Consider the following 17,483-nt stretch of genomic DNA (forward strand, 5'->3'; position numbering starts at 1 on the left):
CCCAGTTGACGCCATGGAGAGGACCGACCGTGCCGCCTGTCTCCGCCACGTCCGTCTGGTCACGCAGAGGATTTCTCGCCGTATCCACCGCGAGCGCGCTCGGCCTCGCCGCCCGCCCCGGGTACGCCGCCCCCAGGCCGGCAGCACCGGCTGCCGCGGCCGGGGGAGAGTACGACGCCCTCCGCGCCCGCTGGTGCGCGCTCACCCTCGGCGCCGGCTTCGACCCCGCCGCCCCGCCGTACGCCGCCGTCCTCCAGGAGACCGGCACCCTCGCCGGCACCTTCCGGGCGGGCATGCGGCCGGCCGCCGGCTCGCTCTGGCCGGACTGCCGCTACGACCCGCCGTCCGGCATCACCCAGAGCTACAGCCGGCTGAACACGATGGCCCAGGCCTACGCCCAGCCCGGCACCGGCCGCACCGGCGACCCCGGCCTCGCCGACGACCTCCTCAAGGGCCTCGACCACCTCGAAGCCACCGTCTACAACACCGCCGCCACCCGCTACGGCAACTGGTGGGAATGGCAGATCGGCAGCCCCAGACTCCTCCTGGACACCCTCACGATCCTCGACGAGCACCTGCCCGACGGCGGTCTGCCCGACGATCTGCGCGCCCGCTGCCTCGCCGCCGTCGACCACTTCGTCCCCGACTCCCTGCTCGGCGACTACACCGGCACCAGCACCGGCGCCAACCGCGTCGACCTGTGCCGGGTGGTCGCACTGTGCGGCATCCTCGGCCGCGACCCCGCCAAGATCGCACTCGCCCGTGACGCCCTCTCGCCGGTCTTCCCCTACGTCACCAAGGGGGACGGCCTCTACGCCGACGGCTCCTTCGTCCAGCACACCTGGGTCGCCTACTCCGGCACCTACGGCTATGTCCTGCTGGACGGCCTGGGCCGGCTGTTCACCCTGCTCGGCGGCTCGTCCTGGGAGGTGACCGACCCGGCCCGGCAGATCATCTTCGACAGCGTCGAGCATGCCTACGCGCCGCTGCTCTACAACGGCCTGATGATGGACAGCGTCAACGGGCGCGCCATCAGCCGCGGCTACCTCCGCAACGACGAGCGGCACATCCTGCGCAGCGACCACTACCACGGCCATGCGCTGATCGCCGCCGTCGCGCTGCTCGGCCAGGCCGCGAGCGGCGCCGAGCGGGACCGCTGGCACGCCATGGTCAAGGGCTGGACCGCCCGCGACCGTACGCTGCCGGTTCTCACCGACCGGCAGTACACCGTCGCCGACCTCGCCCGCCTCCAAAAGATCGCCGACAGCTCCGTGGCCGCCGCCCCCGAACCCGTCGGCCACCGGCTCTTCCCCGCCATGGACCGCGCCGTGCACCGCCGCCCCGGCTGGGCCGCCGGCCTGGCCATGGCCTCCGACCGCATCGCGTACTACGAGAACGGCAACGGCGAGAACCCGCACGGCTGGCACACCGGCGCCGGCATGCTCTCTTGGTGGGGCGCCGATTTCGCGGGCGACCAGTACACGGACGCTTTCTGGCCCACCGTCGACCCCTACCGGCTCCCCGGTACGACCGTGTCCACCAAGCGCCTCGCCGACAACGAAGGCGGCGGCTGGGGCGAGCCCAAGCCCGCCGCCCGCTGGGTCGGCGGCACCACCGACGGCGAATTCGCCGCGATCGGCCAGGACCTGCGCGGTCTGGCCTCCACCCTCACCGCCAAGAAATCCTGGTTCGCGCTCGCGGACTGCATCGTCTGCCTGGGCGCCGGCATCACCGGCCGCGACGGCGTCCCCGCCGAGACCATCGTCGACAACCGCTGCCTGGGCGAGTCCGGCGACGCGGTGCTCACCGTCGACGGCGTACGCCGGCCCGGCACGACCGGCTCCTTCGGCCGCGCCCACTGGGCCCACCTCGACGGACACGGCGGCTATGTCTTCCCCGGCGGCGCACCCCTCCAGGCGCTGCGCGAGGCCCGTACCGGCTCCTGGCACGACATCAACACCACCTCCTCCACCCAGCCGTTCACCCGCCGCTATCTCACCCTCTGGCACGACCACGGCACCGACCCGACCGACGGGGGCTACGCCTACCTCCTCATGCCGGGCGCCACCGCCCGCACCGTCGCCGCCCGCGCCGCCGACCGGCGCTGGCTGACCGTCCTCGCCAACGACGCCGGCCGGCAGGCGATCGCCGTCGACCCGCTCGGCCTAACGGCCGCCAACTTCTGGCGGGCGGGCCACGCCGGGCCGCTTCGCAGCAGCGGCCCGGCGAGCGTGCTGGTGCGCGAGCGGCGGACGGCGGGACACGGCCGGACGGCGCGGCTGTGCATCGCCGGCCCGGAGCGCTCCGGCGATACGCTGGAGATCACCTGGTCGCGGCCGGTGCGCGCGGTGCTCGACCACGACCCGTCGGTCGAGGTGCCGGCCACCGGGCGGGCCCTGCGACTGCGCATCCGACCCGGTACGAGCTGCGCCACCCACACCTGCACGGTGCGCCTGCACTGACCGGATCGGCCCCCTGCCGGTCCACCGGTTACGACAACATCCGTCCGCTGTCGTTTGTCGGGCCCCTACAGACGAGGGGCACTCCCGCCACCCGAACGGACGCCGGGCAGCAGGCCGCGTACAGGACGGTTCTGTGCTGCCTGCCCACCAAATCGCATGCGACGTTGTACGAAACCGACATCGGTGTGCGGCGCCTCGCCCACGTACCGTCGATACATGACCACTGTCGAAGATGTGCCCGCCGGCGCCAACGACGCCCGCGGGCGCGTCGCCGAGCTGCACGCCATCCGTGAGCAGGTTCGGCGAGGCCCCAGCGAGCGTGCGACCGAAGCGCAGCGTGCCAAGGGCAAGCTGACGGCACGCGAGCGGATCGAGCTGCTGCTGGACGAGGGTTCGTTCAACGAGGTCGAGCCGCTGCGGCGGCACCGCGCGACGGGTTTCGGCCTGGAGGCCAAGAAGCCCTACACCGACGGCGTGATCACCGGCTGGGGCACCGTGCACGGCCGGACCGTGTTCACCTATGCCCACGACTTCCGGATCTTCGGCGGCGCGCTGGGCGAGGCGCACGCCACCAAGATCCACAAGATCATGGACATGGCCATCCAGGCCGGTGCCCCGCTGGTGTCGCTCAACGACGGCGCCGGCGCCCGTATCCAGGAGGGCGTCTCCGCGCTGGCCGGCTACGGCGGCATCTTCCAGCGCAACACCAAGGCCTCGGGTGTCATCCCGCAGATCTCCGTCATGCTCGGCCCCTGCGCGGGCGGCGCCGCCTACAGCCCGGCGCTGACCGACTTCGTCTTCATGGTCCGTGAGACCTCGCAGATGTTCATCACCGGCCCCGACGTGGTGCGTGCGGTGACCGGCGAGGAGATCACCCAGAACGGTCTGGGCGGCGCCGATGTGCACGCCGAGACCTCCGGTGTGGCGCACTTCGCCTATGACGACGAGGCCACCTGCCTGGAAGAGGTCCGCTACCTCCTCTCCCTCCTGCCGGCCAACAACCGCGAGAACCCGCCGACGGTGGCCTGCGAGGACCCCGCCGACCGCTCCGGTGACGCGCTGCTGGACCTGGTGCCGGCCGACGGCAACCGCCCGTACGACATGCGCAAGGTCATCGAGGAGATCGTCGACGACGGCGAATACCTCGAGGTCCACGAGCGCTGGGCGACCAACATCATCTGCGCGCTGTCCCGGCTCGACGGCCGGGTGGTGGGCATCGTCGCCAACCAACCGCAGTCGCTGGCCGGTGTGCTGGACATCGAGGCGTCCGAGAAGTCCGCCCGCTTCGTCCAGATGTGTGACGCCTTCAACATCCCGATCATCACCCTCCTGGACGTGCCCGGGTTCCTGCCCGGCGTCGACCAGGAGCACGGCGGCATCATCCGGCACGGCGCCAAGCTGCTCTACGCCTACTGCAACGCCACCGTCCCCCGCATCTCCATCGTGCTGCGCAAGGCCTACGGCGGCGCCTACATCGTCATGGACTCGCAGTCCATCGGCGCCGACCTGACCTACGCCTGGCCCACCAACGAGATCGCGGTGATGGGTGCCGAGGGCGCCGCCAACGTCATCTTCCGCAAGCAGATCGCCGAGGCGGACGACTCCGAGGCCATGCGCACCCGCATGGTCAAGGAGTACAAGTCCGAGCTGATGCACCCGTATTACGCGGCCGAGCGCGGCCTGGTCGACGACGTCATCGACCCCGCCGAGACACGCCACACCCTCATCCGCGCCCTGGACATGCTGCGCACCAAGCACGCGGACCTGCCGGCTCGTAAGCACGGCAACCCGCCCCAGTAGCCACACGCACCGCACCGCACCCGGCACCACGCCATCGCGACGACGGAGAAGACACCGTGAATCCTGCCCAACGCACCGACCCCATCCGCGTGGAGAAGGGCCAGGCCAGCGAGGAAGAACTCGCCGCCCTGACCGCCGTCCTCCTGGCCCGCGCCGCCCACCAGCCGGCCGCCGCCCCGGCCCACCCGCGCGCCACGGCCGCCCGCTGGCGCCGGCTGGAGCGCCAGAGCGGCTTCCACGGGGCGACCAGCTGGCAGCGTTGATCGAGTCGTTGAAGGTCTGAGGGGCCCCGCGCTGTTGCGGGGCCCCTCGGTCGTTTGCCGTTCTCCCTCTTGCCGGTCGGTGGGGGCTGAGGTCTTGCGGGTTGCGTGTGTGTCGCGGGGGCCGGAGGGGCCGCACCGGCACCCGTCCTCGGCGCGGGCGTCTCGGCTCCCAGATCTAGGCACCCCGGCGTTTGCTCCAGGTCCTGCGGGCGGGTCCCGGTACGTCCCCTCCGGCCTACGTGTTGTCCCGTCTGTCGCCCGGTGGCACTGCCCGTCACAGACCACAGACCACAGACCACAGACCACAGACCAAAGACCAAAGACCACAAGCCCCTGCGCCGACGCGTACGCCAAGACCCGAGCCGTGTCAGTTCGTAACGGCCATTGGTACGGCGGGACGGACGTCAACGCGCGGAGGCCGGAGGGGATGCCCGGTGACCCGCCCGCAGGACCTGGAGCAAACGCCGGGGTAATCAGTCCCATGGAGCCGCGACGCCCGCGCCGTGGGGGCACCTCCCGGCCGAAGGCTGGGGGAGGGTTACCGGGTGTCCCCTCCGGCCCACCACCCACCAAGCGAACGCGCAACCGGTCCCAGCCATGAGACGGTGAAGCCTCAACTACCGCCACAACAAAGCGACTTGAGGCCCCATCACTTTCCAGCCGAGGTGTACCGGTTCGGCAGCCCGCGGCCGGATCAAGGCGTAGGTTCGCCTCAATCCTGGGGAGTAGAGCTGTTCAAGCCGAGATTCCCGTGCTGGCATGCGCTCGTCATCCCACTCCTGGTGTTCCCGCACCGCGGGCCCTAGGACGACCGGAAGGAAGAGCCCATGCTCAGCACGCTCAGTGCTGGTGCCGCAGTGGCATCCTTGCTCCTCGCCGGATCGGCATCCCCCACAACGCCAGCACGGTTCGGCGACGAACCGCCGACCGGCAAGATCACGATAACCGTCGCGACGGTCAACGGATCGGGCTGCAGACCCGGCAGCGCCGCAGTGGCCATCGCACCCGACAACACCGCCTTCACCGTCACCTACAGCGAGTATCTCGCCCAGGCGGGCGGCTCCAGCCAGCCCACCGACGCCCGCAAGAACTGCCAGATCGCGCTGAACGTGCATGTCCCGCAAGGCTTCACCTACGCGATCGCCCGGGCCGACTACCGGGGCTACGCCTCCCTGGCCCCGGGCGCCAAGGGGCTGGAGCAGGCGAACTACTACTTCCAGGGCCAGCAGCAGACGGCCCGTAAGAGCCACACCTTCGCCGGGCCCTACGACAACAACTGGCAGTCGTCGGACGAGACCGACATCGATGCGCTGGTGTACGCACCCTGCGGCGAGGAGCGCTACTTCAACATCAACACCGAACTGAGGGTGGACGGCAAGTCGGCGGACCCCAAGGCCACCAGCTTCATGGCCATGGACTCCACCGACGGCAGCATCAACACCCTGTACCACTTCGCATGGAAGCAGTGCCCCCCGCGCAGGTGATGCCGGGATGCTGACCCGGGGCCCGTACGCCGGTGCGTACGGGCCCCGGGGTCAGGCGCGTACCCGCGCGGCCGGCTCGACCGGGGGAGTGGCCGGGGGAGAGGCCTGGGCCGGTTCGTCCGGGAGCTTCAGACCGAGGAAAATACTGACGATGGCCGGGCCGACGAACGCGGCGCCGCCCGCGCAGAAGACGTTGGTGCCGTGGATGACGGCGAGCAGGGTCGGCCAGCGGCCCTCGCCGAAGCCCAACTCCTTGGAGAAGAAGGTGGGCAGGAAGACCAGGAAGCCGAATTCCGGCGCGGTGTTGATGATGCGCACCACGCAGCCGACGGCGACCTTGGGGTGCGTCGAGCACCTTCGGCGCCGCTTTCGCCGGCTGCTCACCGCCGGCCTCGCCCTCGCGGCGCCTCGTGTGGCGCCTCGGGCGCCCTGTACGGCGCGCTGCTCGCCGAGACCGGCGCCGGTCCTGGTCAAGGCCGAGGCGGCCGCGGAGGCCGCCACCCGGGCCACTGCCGACACCGCCGACACCGCTCAGCTCACCCCGGCCCGCGGCCGTGCGGCCCGTATGGGAGCGCTGGGTTACGGCCATCCGGACGCCGGCGCGGTCTCCCTCGCGCTGATCCTCACGGCGGCCGGCGAGACCCTCGGCCGAGGGCGGCCCCGGGCCGGACACGCTGAGCGCCGCCCCGGACACGACGAAGGCCCCCGCACCTGACCGGTGAGGGGGCCTTTCGTCATACGGCGCGAGCGGGCACGGGGAGCCCGTACGCGTCCTAGCGCAGGCGGGCCATCAGCGCGTGCTCCACGAGCGTGATGAGCGCGCTCTTGGCCTCGCTGCGGTGCCGCGCGTCGGTGATGATGATCGGCGCGTCCGGGCCGATCTGCAGCGCCTCACGGACCTCGTCGGGCGTGTAGGGCTGGTGTCCGTCGAAGCCGTTGAGGGCGATGACGAACGGCAGGCCGCTGTTCTCGAAGTAGTCGACCGCGGGGAAGCAGTCGGCGAGCCGGCGGGTGTCGACCAGCACCACCGCGCCGATCGCGCCGCGGACCAGGTCGTCCCACATGAACCAGAAGCGGTCCTGACCGGGCGTACCGAACAGGTACAGGATCAGGTCCTGGTCCAGCGTGATACGGCCGAAGTCCATCGCCACGGTCGTGGTCGTCTTGTCCGGCGCGTGCGTGAGGTCGTCGATCCCCGCCGAGGCGGAGGTCATCACGGCTTCGGTACGCAGCGGATTGATCTCTGAGACGGCCCCGACGAACGTGGTCTTGCCCACGCCGAAGCCGCCCGCCACCACGATCTTCGCGGAGGTGGTGGAGCGGGCTGCACCGCTAGAGCTTGCGAAGTCCACTGAGCACCCTTTCGAGCAGTGTCACATCTGGCTGTCCGCCGGCGGTCTCGTCCCCGCCGGGCTGATGGATGGCGACGAGTCCGGCCTCCGCCAGGTCGGCGACGAGGATCCGGGCGACGCCGAGGGGGATGGAGAGAAGCGCGGAGATCTCGGCCACTGACTTGATCTCGCGGCAGAGGTGGCAGATGCGCTGGTGCTCCGGCAGCTGGCCCTGCAACTTGGAGGGGTCGGCGGTCGTGCTGACCAGTGCCTCGATGGCGAGCTGGTAGCGCGGCCTGGTCCGGCCTCCGGTCATGGCGTACGGGCGCACGAGCGAGTTGTTCGTGCCGCCGGAGGGAGAGGCCTCCGGCGCGCGCCGCTGCGGCTGAACCGGCTGGATGCGCGGTGCCTGCGGCTGGTCGTACACCGACGGTTCGTACGGCTGGGAGTCGTACGGCCGGGGCTGTTGCTGCTGGGGGCGCTGTGACTGCGGCGGCTGGAGCCGCTGCGGCCGGCGGCTCGGCGCAGACGGGAAGTTGAAGCGGTTGTTATGGGTCTCGCCCTGTGGCCCGGACTCCTGCCCGGAACCATACGGGTATCCGCTCGGGGGCGTTGCCACGTCTCCTCCTCCAACTTGCCTGTCTGACGCCGGTCGCGCCACCGAACCATAAGGCTCGGTGGCGGGAAACGCACTGCCTGTCTGTTAGTTGAGAAGGCTGCCCTGCAGTTCGGCGCGCAGGTCGGGCGTCAGGACGCTACCCGCACGGTCGACCAGTAGAGCCATCTCGTAACCGACGAGGCCGATGTCGCACTCGGGGTGCGCGAGAACGGCCAGCGACGATCCGTCGGAGACGGACATGATGAAGAGGAAGCCACGCTCCATCTCCACCACGGTCTGGTTGACGCTCCCGCCCTCGAAGATGCGGGACGCGCCCGAGGTCAGCGAGGTCAGCCCGGAGGCCACCGCCGCCAACTGATCGGCTCTGTCACGAGGGAAGCCCTCGGACATCGCGAGAAGGAGTCCGTCGGCGGAGACCACGACCGTGTGGGACACCCCAGGGGTGTTGTCCACGAAGTTGGTGATCAACCAGTTCAGATTCTGCGCCGCCTGGCTCATCGGGCTCACACTAACGCTCCTGATCGTAGGTGCTGCCGGGGCCGAAGCCCTGTTGGTCATTCTGGGGGACCCCGGAGGGGTCCGTGCCGACGTTGCGTCCCTGCTGGACACCGCGGCGCAGGTTGCTCAGCCTGCCGCGGACATCCTCCGGGGCGCGGGAGACCTGAGGGCCGCCCTGCGGGGTCTGCTCCGCGGCGCCCTCGACCAGGTTGGCCTTGGGCACCCGCCGGGGGAGGCCGGAGGCTGTGACTCCGCCCGCCTTCGGCTCGCGCAGCCGCTCCGCCCGCTCCCAGCGCTCGTCGTTGGAGCTGCGCCAGTCCGAGTCGTCCTGGCCGGTCTCCGGCGCGCTCCGCTGCTGTTGCACCTGCGGTGCCTGCTGGTCGCGGCCTCCGCGGCGCGGAAGGCCGGCGTCCGTCAGCGAGGGAGCGTCGCTCGGTGTGGGGCCCGGACGCTCGAATGGTACGCGCTCAGGAGCGCCAGCGGGAGCGGCAGTTGTATTCCGGTCGGATTCCGCTTCGGTCCCGAAGTAGCCCTCGAACGAGGGGCGTTCGGCCCATTCGTCCGGCTGTGCCGCTTCGTGGGAGACATAGGGCTGCTGGCCCGTGGTCTCCGAGAAGCCCGGATCGCCGAATGCCTGGCCGCCGTGGGAGCGGTCGTCGTAGAGCGGCTGATCAGCTTCCGCATATCCCTGGGCGGGGTAGCCCTGGTAGCCGCCGTCGGCCGGTGCCTCGTCCCGGAAGAATGGATGCTCAGCGCCCTGCTCGGCCGGCTGATCACCCACCGTCTGGGCCTCCAGCGCTGCCCGGCGCTCCTCGCGGAGCAGCGAGCGGCCCACCATGTCCAGCTCCGCGGCGTCGCCCGACCGGCCGTAGCGGCTGTCGTCGAAGCCCAGCTCGGCGGCGGTGCGCTGCTGGCTGTCGTACGAAGCGTGCTGATGCTCCGGCACGATCCGCGAGACCGTGAAGTCGTCCTCGTACTGCTCCTCGCCGCCACCACCGTGGGTGATCGCCTCGGGCAGCATGACCAGGGACGTGGTGCCAGCCTGCTCGCCGGAGGGGCGCAGCTGCACCCGGATCCCGTGCCGGTCGGCCAGCCGGCCGACCACGAACAGGCCCATGCGCTGGGAGATCGCGGCATCCACGCTCGGCGGGTTGGCCAGCTTGTGGTTGATGTCCGTGAAGTCCTCGGGGGTCAGCCCGATGCCCTTGTCGTGGATCTCGATCATCACCCGGCCGTCGGGCAGCCGGGTCGCGGCCACCCGCACCTTGGTCTGCGGGGAGGAGAACGTGGTGGCGTTCTCCAGCAGCTCCGACAGCAGGTGCACGAGGTCGGTCACGGCGGTGCCGTGGATCTCGCTCTCGGGGACGCCGGTGAGGTCTATTCGCTCGTACGACTCGACCTCACTGATCGCCGCCCGCAGGACGTCGACCAGCGGCACCGGCTGGTTCCAGCGGCGGCCGGGCTCCTCGCCCGCGAGGATGAGGAGGTTCTCGCCGTTGCGCCGCATACGCGTGGCGAGGTGGTCGAGCCGGAAGAGGCTCTCCAGCTGGTCCGGGTCCGCCTCGTTGTTCTCCAGGTCGGTGATCAGCTCCAGCTGGCGCTCGATCAGACCCTGGTTACGGCTGGAGAGGTTGGTGAAGATCGCGTTGACGTTGCCCCGCAGCAGGGCCTGCTCGGCGGCGAGCCGGACGGCCTCACGGTGCACCTGGTCGAAGGCGCGGGCGACCTCGCCGATCTCGTCGGTGGTGGAGATCGGGATGGGCGTCACGCGGGTGTCGACCCGGCCCGGGTCCGTCCGCGAGAGCTGGTCGACCAGCATCGGCAGCCGCTGCTCGGCGATGCCGAAGGCGGCGGTGCGCAGGGCGCGCATGTTGCGGCTCATCCGGCGGGCCATCATGCCGGCCACCAGGAACGCGACGATCAGCGCGGCCACCACGATGCCGGAGTCGACGAAGGTGGACTGCCGGGCGTCCTCGGCGATCTGCGCCGCCTCGTTCACGGCCTTGTCCGCCAGGTCCTTCTCGATGGACCGGTACATGTCGAACTTGCCGGACGCGGCCGCGAAGTAGGTGTCGGAGGTGACGCCCCGCACGCTCAGCGCCTCCGGCGCCGCGCCGGTGGCGATCAGGGAGGACATCTGGTCGATCGACGGCGGGGTGCGGAACGGCTGGCCGGCGGCCTGCGCCTGCTCCTTCGCCTGTGCGATCTTCTGCTGCGCGGCCTTCTTGAGGGCCGCGGCGTCGTCCGTCAGCCGCTGGACGTCCTCGGGCGTACCGCCGGAGGTGTACTCGCCGATGGCGATGCCCTCCAGGTAGCGGTACGACGCGAAGGCGGTCAGCTGCAGCTTGTGCTCCTTGCCGCCCTGCGGGGACGCCGGGTCGACCAGGAGGTGGGTGCCGATGGAGCGCTGCAGCGACTCGGCGGCCTTGGCCAGCGCGACGGCGTAGACGGTACGGCCGTAGGAGGTGATGTTGCCGGTGCCCAGGCCCAGTTCGTTGGCGAACTCCATGAGCGGGTGCTGGATCCCGACGTAACCCTCTTCGGTCTGCACGCCGCGCAGCTTGGAGGTGTAGGCGGCCTGGCGCAGCTGCTCCAGCTTGGGCTCGGTCTTCTCGAACGCCGCGAGCCGGCGCTTGAGGCCCGGCTTGTCGGGCATCGCCTTGGCGGCCTCGTGGAACTTGTCCCCGGCGGCGTCGGTGGCGTCCCGCGCCTGCTGCACGACCGGGTCGTCCTTCTTGCCCTTGAGCAGCGGCGCCGCGGTGCGGTCACGCTCGTCGATGAGGGCGGTGCTGTAGGAAAGCGCGGCGCGCACCAGCTTCGCGGTGTTCTCCGCGTCCTGCGCTTCCTGCCAGGTGCCGAACGAGCTGTTCACCCGCAGGCCGCCGAAGACCAGGGCGACGAGTACGGGGATCAGCAGGATGGCGTTCAGACGGGTCGCCACACGCCAGTTGCGCGGGGAGTACTTACCGCCGCTGACCGGAGGCTTCGCGACCGTGTCTTCGGGCGCGTCGGAAGCCGGTAGGCCACCTCTGGGTGGCGGGGTGAAGTTGCCCCGCCGCGGTTCCTGCGGCTCGGGGCTCGACTTGCTTCGCCTCACTCGACCAACAACCTCTCGGCGCCGGCACTGACCTGCTGTGCCGTTTCTTCTGGGCGTTCCTACTCCGGAGTTCAGCGAATTTCAGCACGTCAGGGCTGTGCGTTCCAAACACTGGACAAAGTCGGAGCGGGCGAAGAAGAGCCTTAGATAAAAGGGGCGTTAAGGGCGAGCCGCGCCAAAAGGCAGGAGAAATGTGAGCGCAGCGAAGCCGGGCATGCGCGCGGGGTGTCGAAAGCCCGCTGATTCACTGTCGAAACGTTATGAAGCAAATTTGTGGGCGTGTCGAAGGACACAGATCCATTGATGGATGGCGGGAACCGGCCCGGGGCAGGGCGGCGCACCGGGCCGATCACTACTCCGTACGGCCCGTGCCGGTTGTGGGACGGGCCGTACGCGAGCCCTAGCGCAGGCGGGCCATCAGCGCGTGCTCCACGAGCGTGATGAGCGCGCTCTTGGCCTCGTTGCGGTGCCGTGCGTCGGTGGTGATGATTGGGGTCCCGGGGCCGATCTGCAGCGCCTCACGGACCTCGTCGGGGGTGTACGGCTGGTGCCCCTCGAAGCCGTTGAGGGCGATGACGAACGGCAGGCCGCTGTTCTCGAAGTAGTCGACGGCCGGGAAGCAGTCGGCGAGCCGGCGGGTGTCGACCAGCACCACCGCGCCGATCGCGCCGCGGACCAGGTCGTCCCACATGAACCAGAAGCGGTCCTGACCGGGCGTACCGAACAGGTACAGGATCAGGTCCTGGTCCAGGGTGATACGGCCGAAGTCCATCGCCACGGTCGTTGTGGTCTTGTCCTGGACGTGGCTGAGGTCGTCGATCCCCGCCGAGGCGGAGGTCATCACGGCCTCCGTACGCAGCGGATTGATCTCCGAGACCGCACCGACGAAGGTGGTCTTGCCCACACCGAAGCCGCCCGCCACGACGATCTTGGCGGACGTCGTGGCGCGGGCCTGGCCCCCGCCGCTGTCAGAGGTTGCGAAGTCCACTGAGCACCCTCTCCAGCAAGGTCACGTCCGGCGTGCCACCGGCCTCGCCACTGCCACCGGGCTGGTGGATCGCCACCATCCCGGCCTCGGCCAGGTCCGCGACCAGAATCCGCGCCACACCCAGCGGGATGTGCAGCAGTGCGGAAACCTCGGCGACCGACTTCACCTCGCGACACAGGTGGCAGATCCGCTGGTGCTCGGGCAGCAGCCCGGGCAGCTGAGAGGGGTCGGCGGTCGTGCTGACCAGTGCCTCGATGGCGAGCTGGTAGCGCGGCCTGGTCCGGCCTCCGGTCATGGCGTACGGGCGCACCAGCGGCTGGTCACCTTCGCTCCCGTACGGCGCTTGGCTGTAGGCGCCGTACGGGCCGGAAGTGGCAGGTGGCGGGGTCATGGGTCCTCCGGACGGGACAGCTGACTGTCGTCGGGTTGGGCCGGTGGGGGGTGCGGCTTGAACGGGTGGTGGATTGCTGAACGGGGGCGCTGCGGACGCCTCAGTGCAGCAGGCTGCCCTGCAGTTCGGCGCGCAGGTCGGGCGTCAGCACCGTGCCCGCGCGGTCGACCAGCAGAGCCATCTCGTAACCGACGAGGCCGATGTCGCACTCGGGGTGCGCCAGGACGGCCAGCGACGATCCGTCGGAGACGGACATGATGAAGAGGAAGCCACGCTCCATCTCCACCACGGTCTGGTTGACGGTCCCGCCCTCGAAGATGCGGGACGCACCGGAGGTCAGCGAGGTCAGCCCGGAGGCCACCGCCGCCAACTGGTCGGCACGGTCGCGGGGAAAGCCCTCGGACATCGCGAGGAGCAGTCCGTCCGCGGAGACCACCACCGTGTGGGACACCCCGGGGGTGTTGTCCACGAAGTTGGTGATCAACCAGTTCAGATTCTGCGCCGCCTGGCTCATCGGACTCAACTAACGCTCCTGCTGGTGAGTGGGGTCGACAATGCCGTGGTTGCCCGTGGACGATGTCCCGGCCTGCCGGCCCTGCTGGATACCCCGACGAAGATTGGTCAGCCGGCCCCGTACCTCGCTGGGCGCACGCGAGACCTGTGGACCGCTCTGGGTGGACTGCTGCTGTTGCGCGGTGCCCGCGACGAGGTTCGCCCGCGGGACCCTTCGGGGCAGCCCGGAGGTGGTGATACCGCCGGCTGCGGGCTGGCGGATCTGCTCCGCCTGCCGCCAGGTCTCGTCGTTCGGCGAGCTGCGCCACTGCGCGGCTTCGGCCGGCGCACTGTTGCGGGCGCCGTTGACCGGCGCGTCGGCGCGCGGGGCGCCGTCCTGCGCGGCCCCGCGGCGCGGCATCCGCGGCGCGTCGGCCGGCTCGACCGGCTCGGCGCCCTGCGGCGGCACACCGGCAGCGGCGGCCGCCGGGTGGTTGAACCAGTTGGACTCGATCGTGTCGAAGATCGGCGTACGGCCGTCACCGGGACCGGCGTCCGCGCCGCCGAGCACATCCTCGGACCGCGCATCGCGCTCCTGCGGCTGCTGCTGCACGGGGAACTGGCCGGTGTTCTGCCGCTCGTCGGCGAACCCGGCGCGGTCCGCTTCCGGCCGCTGGAACTGGCCGGTCTGGTACTGCCCGGTGTCGTACTGGCCGGTGTCGCTGTCGGGCTGCTGGTAGCTACCCGTCTCGTACTGGCCGGTGTCGCTGTCGAGCTGCCGGAACTGGCCCGTCTCGTACTGGTCGTTGTCGTACGCGCCGCCGGCACCCCGGCCGGCCGGGAGCGCGTCCTGGGAGCCTTCCGCCGCGGGCGGCGGGCCGTTGAAGTCGGGACGGGCGAACGGCGTGGTGTCGCCGGGGCCGCCGCTCGGCGCGGGGCGCTCGAAGCTGCCGGTGGTGTCCGGCTCCTCGTGGCCACGCGGCCGGTCCTGCGCCTCGCGGGGCGCCAGCGGCCAGTCGTCGGCGGCGCCGCGCTCACGGCGCGAACCCCAGCTCGTACCGCCCGGCTGCTGACCGCTCCGGTCCTGGCTGTCCTGGCCGCCCTGGCCGCCGGTGGACGGACCGCCCGGCAGCTCGGCCGCGGCGTTGCGCGGCGGCAGCTGCGGACGCTCCTCGCGGCGCGGTGCGCCGGTCGGCGGCGCCACGGTGGGCGCCGGGCCGCTGTCCGCACCACGGGTGGGCAGCGAGGGGCGCGGGGCACCGGGACGGCCGGCGGAGGGACGGGTGTCGCCGCCCTGCGCCGGTGCGCCAAAGGAGGCTGCGCCGGGGGGAGTCGCGCCGGGGGGAGTCGCACCGGGAGGTGCCGTACGGCCCGGGGCCGCGGGGGCACCGAAGGCGTTCGGCGCGCCGCCGCCGGGACCGCCGCGACCGGGCAGCGCGGGGCGCCCGCCGGCCGAGGGGCCCGCACCGACCTGACCGCGCGGCTGCAGCCCCGCGAGCCGGCTGGACTGCCCGCCGCCGACGTCGCCGGCACCGCCCTTGGCGTTGCTCGGCGCCGGCTTCTTGCCGCCCTGTGCGACATCGACCGGCAGCATGACCAGCGCGGTGGTGCCGCCGGAGTCGGAGGGCCGCAGCTGGATACGGATGCCGTGTCGCAGCGACAGTCGGCCGACCACGAACAGACCCATCCGCCGGGACACCGAGACGTCCACGGTCGGCGGGCTGGCGAGCCGCTCGTTGATCGCCGAGAGGTCCTCGGGCGACAGACCGATACCGGTGTCGTGGATTTCGACCAGCACCCGGCCGTCGGGCAGTGCGTGACCGGTGACCTTGACCTTGGTCTGCGGGGAGGAGAACGAGGTGGCGTTCTCCAGCAGCTCGGCGAGCAGGTGCACGAGGTCGTTGACGACCCGGCCGGCGACCTCGGTCTGCGGAACGGCGCTGAGCTCGATCCGCTCGTACTGCTCCACCTCGGAGGCGGCGGCACGGAGCACGTCGACCAGCGGGACCGGCCGCGTCCACCGGCGCCCGGGCTCCTCACCCGCGAGGACCAGGAGGTTCTCACCGTTACGGCGCATACGCGTGGCGAGGTGGTCGAGCTTGAAGAGCGAGGACAGCTGGTCCGGGTCGGCCTCGCGGGACTCCAGCTCGGAGATCAGCGAGAGCTGGCGCTGGATCAGACCCTGGGAACGCCGCGAGAGGTTGGTGAACATCGCGTTGACGTTGCCCCGCAGCAGCGCCTGCTCGGAGGCGAGGCGGACCGCCTCGCGGTGCACGTCGTCGAAGGCCGCGGCCACCCGGCCGATCTCGTCCCGGCTGTGCACACCGACCGACTCGACGGAGGTGTCCACGTCCTGCGGGTCGGACTCGGACAGCTGCTTGACCAGCTCGGGCAGCCGGTCCTGGGCGACCTTCTGCGCGGTGTCCTGCAGTCGGCGCAGCGAGCGGACCATGGACCGCGCCACGACGAACGCGCCGACCAGCGAGACGCCGAGGACGAGCAGGATCAGCGCACCGCTGATGATCGCGGACTGGGTGGCCTCGTTGCGCAGCTCGCGGGACTTCTGCTCCATCTCCGAGAGCAGCGTGGTCTCGATCCGCGACATCTCGTCGATCTTGACGGTGTCGGAGTCGTACCAGTCGAGGTACCGGTAGTCCTGGCTGCGGATGCCGTCACTGCTGTTGAAGGCGCGGTGCGCGAAGGCGACCGCGGCCTTGATCTCGTCGTTGCTGCCGTCCAGACCGCGGGTGAGCCCGTCGGCGCTGTTGCCGGTGTTGTTGGCGTAGATCTGCGAGAAGCGCTCGCGGGCCGCCTTCTCGCTGTCCTCGGCGTTACGGCCGGCCAGCCGGTCGTTGGAGGACAGTTGGGGGCCGCCGCTGTGGGCGAGGCCGGCACTGACCAGGGCGCGCTGGATCGACGCGTACTCCTTGGCCGACGAGAACGCCGCCAGCGCACGGGTACTGCGGATCATCTCCGGGTTGCTGGTCGCCTGCGCCATGTCCTGGGAGAGCGACAGCAGCGAGTTGATCAGCTGGTTGTAGCTGGTGACGGTCCGCCCGCTGTTGTCTTCGTCCTTGTACGCGTTGGTGCGGATCTCGTTGAGCTTGTTGAGCTGGCGGGTGATCTCAAGGACGGTCGAGTGGATACCGGTCATCGTGGCGTCCTGGCCACGGATGTCGTCGGTGGCCTGGTTGAACGACAGCCGGGCGCGGTCGGTCGCCTCACGGGGCGCGACGACGTTGGCGTCGTCCTTGACGTTGCCGCTGCCGGCCAGCGGACCGGCCGACTTGTCCCGCTCCACCTGCAACGCGTCGGCGAGCTCGGTCGCCTGCCGGGTCATCTCGGTGAGCAGCTGCATCTTGTCGAGCTGGTCGATGTTCTCCAGCGACGTGGCGATGCGCATGCCACCCAGCGTGGTCGCGGCGACAACGGGTAGCGCGAGCAGGGAGACCAGACGGGTACTGATGCGCCAGTTACGCAGCGCTATTCGCGAGCCGGGCCCAGTGGGGCCCTTCGGCTCCTTGGGCGCAGTGCTGTCCGCGGCCTCGACGGCCGGCGCCTGGCCGCTCCGGTCGGCCGGCACAGTGCCGCCCGCGGAGCCGTTGCTCTGGGCGCGCTGGGGCGAGGAGGCGCGGTCTGTCCCGCCGCGCAGCTCCGGGTCCGCCGCAGCGCTGCCATCCCTCTTGAAACGTCCCTGCACTAGCGTCGCAACCTCTGGACCAGGCGTCCCACCACAGCGGGACGGTGTCGAGTCGTATAGGGGACCGCTAAGTCCCCCATGGCGGTCGTGATTGACCGGCGGGCTGCCCCCTCTGGCCGAGAGAGCGGCACCACCGCGCGGCGCCACTTTGCGCCCTGCGCGCCGGCTGAAACGTGCGGCGGTCCGTGGAATTCCAGCACAGTGCAGGATCTCCAACAAGAGCAGAGCCGCTCGCTGTGCAATGAGTGACGCAATGTACGGGCCGCGTCACGACTTGTAGAGAGTCTCGCGGTAAATAACGGACTTTTGCCCGCGAGTCGTGCGCCCTTGCGGGCTGTCCCAGGTGCGGTGATCCAGA

The 17,483-nt window shown here is 70.7% G+C and carries 14 protein-coding genes; 5 read left to right on the plus strand and 9 right to left on the minus strand.

The window, feature by feature from the left end:
* Positions 1-29: 29 nt before the first annotated feature.
* The 4 genes from KI385_RS31350 to KI385_RS31365 all read left to right on the plus strand — a co-directional run bounded on the left by KI385_RS31350 (position 30) and on the right by KI385_RS31365 (position 6,009).
* Positions 30-2,462 carry a polysaccharide lyase 8 family protein gene (locus KI385_RS31350; RefSeq protein WP_238575466.1) on the plus strand — a complete coding sequence of 811 codons (2,433 nt, stop codon included), beginning with the start codon at positions 30-32 and terminating at the stop codon, positions 2,460-2,462.
* Positions 2,463-2,678: 216 nt separating this feature from the next.
* The gene (locus KI385_RS31355) at positions 2,679-4,262 is read left to right on the plus strand and encodes an acyl-CoA carboxylase subunit beta (RefSeq protein ID WP_128509861.1); all 1,584 of its coding nucleotides are present in this window, start codon (positions 2,679-2,681) and stop codon (positions 4,260-4,262) included.
* Positions 4,263-4,318: 56 nt separating this feature from the next.
* Complete coding sequence (locus KI385_RS31360; RefSeq protein WP_238575467.1) at positions 4,319-4,525, plus strand: acyl-CoA carboxylase epsilon subunit; 207 nt, start codon at positions 4,319-4,321, stop codon at positions 4,523-4,525.
* 827 nt (positions 4,526-5,352) lie between these two features.
* Entirely contained in the window at positions 5,353-6,009 is a 657-nt protein-coding gene (locus KI385_RS31365) for a DUF4360 domain-containing protein (protein ID WP_238575468.1), read from the plus strand.
* 51 nt (positions 6,010-6,060) lie between these two features.
* Here the strand turns inward: KI385_RS31365 and KI385_RS44260 are convergent, their stop codons facing one another.
* Positions 6,061-6,330 (minus strand): hypothetical protein, encoded by a 270-nt coding sequence (locus KI385_RS44260; RefSeq protein ID WP_342593479.1) that lies wholly within the window; start codon positions 6,328-6,330, stop codon positions 6,061-6,063.
* On the opposite strand from KI385_RS44260, the gene KI385_RS31375 reads away from it, so the two are divergent.
* A complete protein-coding gene (locus tag KI385_RS31375; RefSeq protein WP_238575469.1) occupies positions 6,320-6,724 on the plus strand; it encodes a DAK2 domain-containing protein in 405 nt (134 codons plus the stop codon). The genes KI385_RS44260 and KI385_RS31375 overlap by 11 nt on opposite strands.
* A 58-nt stretch (positions 6,725-6,782) precedes the next feature.
* Here the strand turns inward: KI385_RS31375 and KI385_RS31380 are convergent, their stop codons facing one another.
* The 8 genes from KI385_RS31380 to KI385_RS31415 form a co-directional block, all read right to left on the minus strand.
* On the minus strand, positions 6,783-7,361 hold the full coding sequence (locus tag KI385_RS31380) for a GTP-binding protein (protein WP_073760799.1): 579 nt from the start codon (positions 7,359-7,361) through the stop codon (positions 6,783-6,785).
* The gene (locus KI385_RS31385) at positions 7,342-7,959 is read right to left on the minus strand and encodes a DUF742 domain-containing protein (RefSeq protein ID WP_238575470.1); all 618 of its coding nucleotides are present in this window, start codon (positions 7,957-7,959) and stop codon (positions 7,342-7,344) included. The genes KI385_RS31380 and KI385_RS31385 overlap by 20 nt, the downstream gene beginning before the upstream one ends.
* 84 nt (positions 7,960-8,043) lie before the next feature.
* Positions 8,044-8,457 (minus strand): roadblock/LC7 domain-containing protein, encoded by a 414-nt coding sequence (locus tag KI385_RS31390; RefSeq protein ID WP_030257992.1) that lies wholly within the window; start codon positions 8,455-8,457, stop codon positions 8,044-8,046.
* 10 nt (positions 8,458-8,467) lie between these two features.
* Entirely contained in the window at positions 8,468-11,554 is a 3,087-nt protein-coding gene (locus KI385_RS31395) for a sensor histidine kinase (RefSeq protein ID WP_238575471.1), read from the minus strand.
* Positions 11,555-11,954: 400 nt separating this feature from the next.
* A complete protein-coding gene (locus KI385_RS31400) occupies positions 11,955-12,542 on the minus strand; it encodes a GTP-binding protein (protein ID WP_238575472.1) in 588 nt (195 codons plus the stop codon).
* Entirely contained in the window at positions 12,523-12,933 is a 411-nt protein-coding gene (locus tag KI385_RS31405; protein WP_238575473.1) for a DUF742 domain-containing protein, read from the minus strand. Before KI385_RS31405 ends, KI385_RS31400 begins: the two co-directional genes overlap by 20 nt.
* Before the next feature lie 100 nt (positions 12,934-13,033).
* Positions 13,034-13,447, minus strand: a complete 414-nt coding sequence (locus KI385_RS31410) for a roadblock/LC7 domain-containing protein (protein WP_018087200.1) — start codon at positions 13,445-13,447, stop codon at positions 13,034-13,036.
* 9 nt (positions 13,448-13,456) lie between these two features.
* Positions 13,457-17,125, minus strand: coding sequence for a sensor histidine kinase (locus KI385_RS31415; protein ID WP_238575474.1), 3,669 nt, complete (start codon positions 17,123-17,125; stop codon positions 13,457-13,459).
* Positions 17,126-17,483: the final 358 nt, after the last annotated feature.

This window comes from Streptomyces inhibens (assembly GCF_022221585.1).
GTDB classification, from domain to species: Bacteria; Actinomycetota; Actinomycetes; order Streptomycetales; family Streptomycetaceae; genus Streptomyces; species Streptomyces inhibens.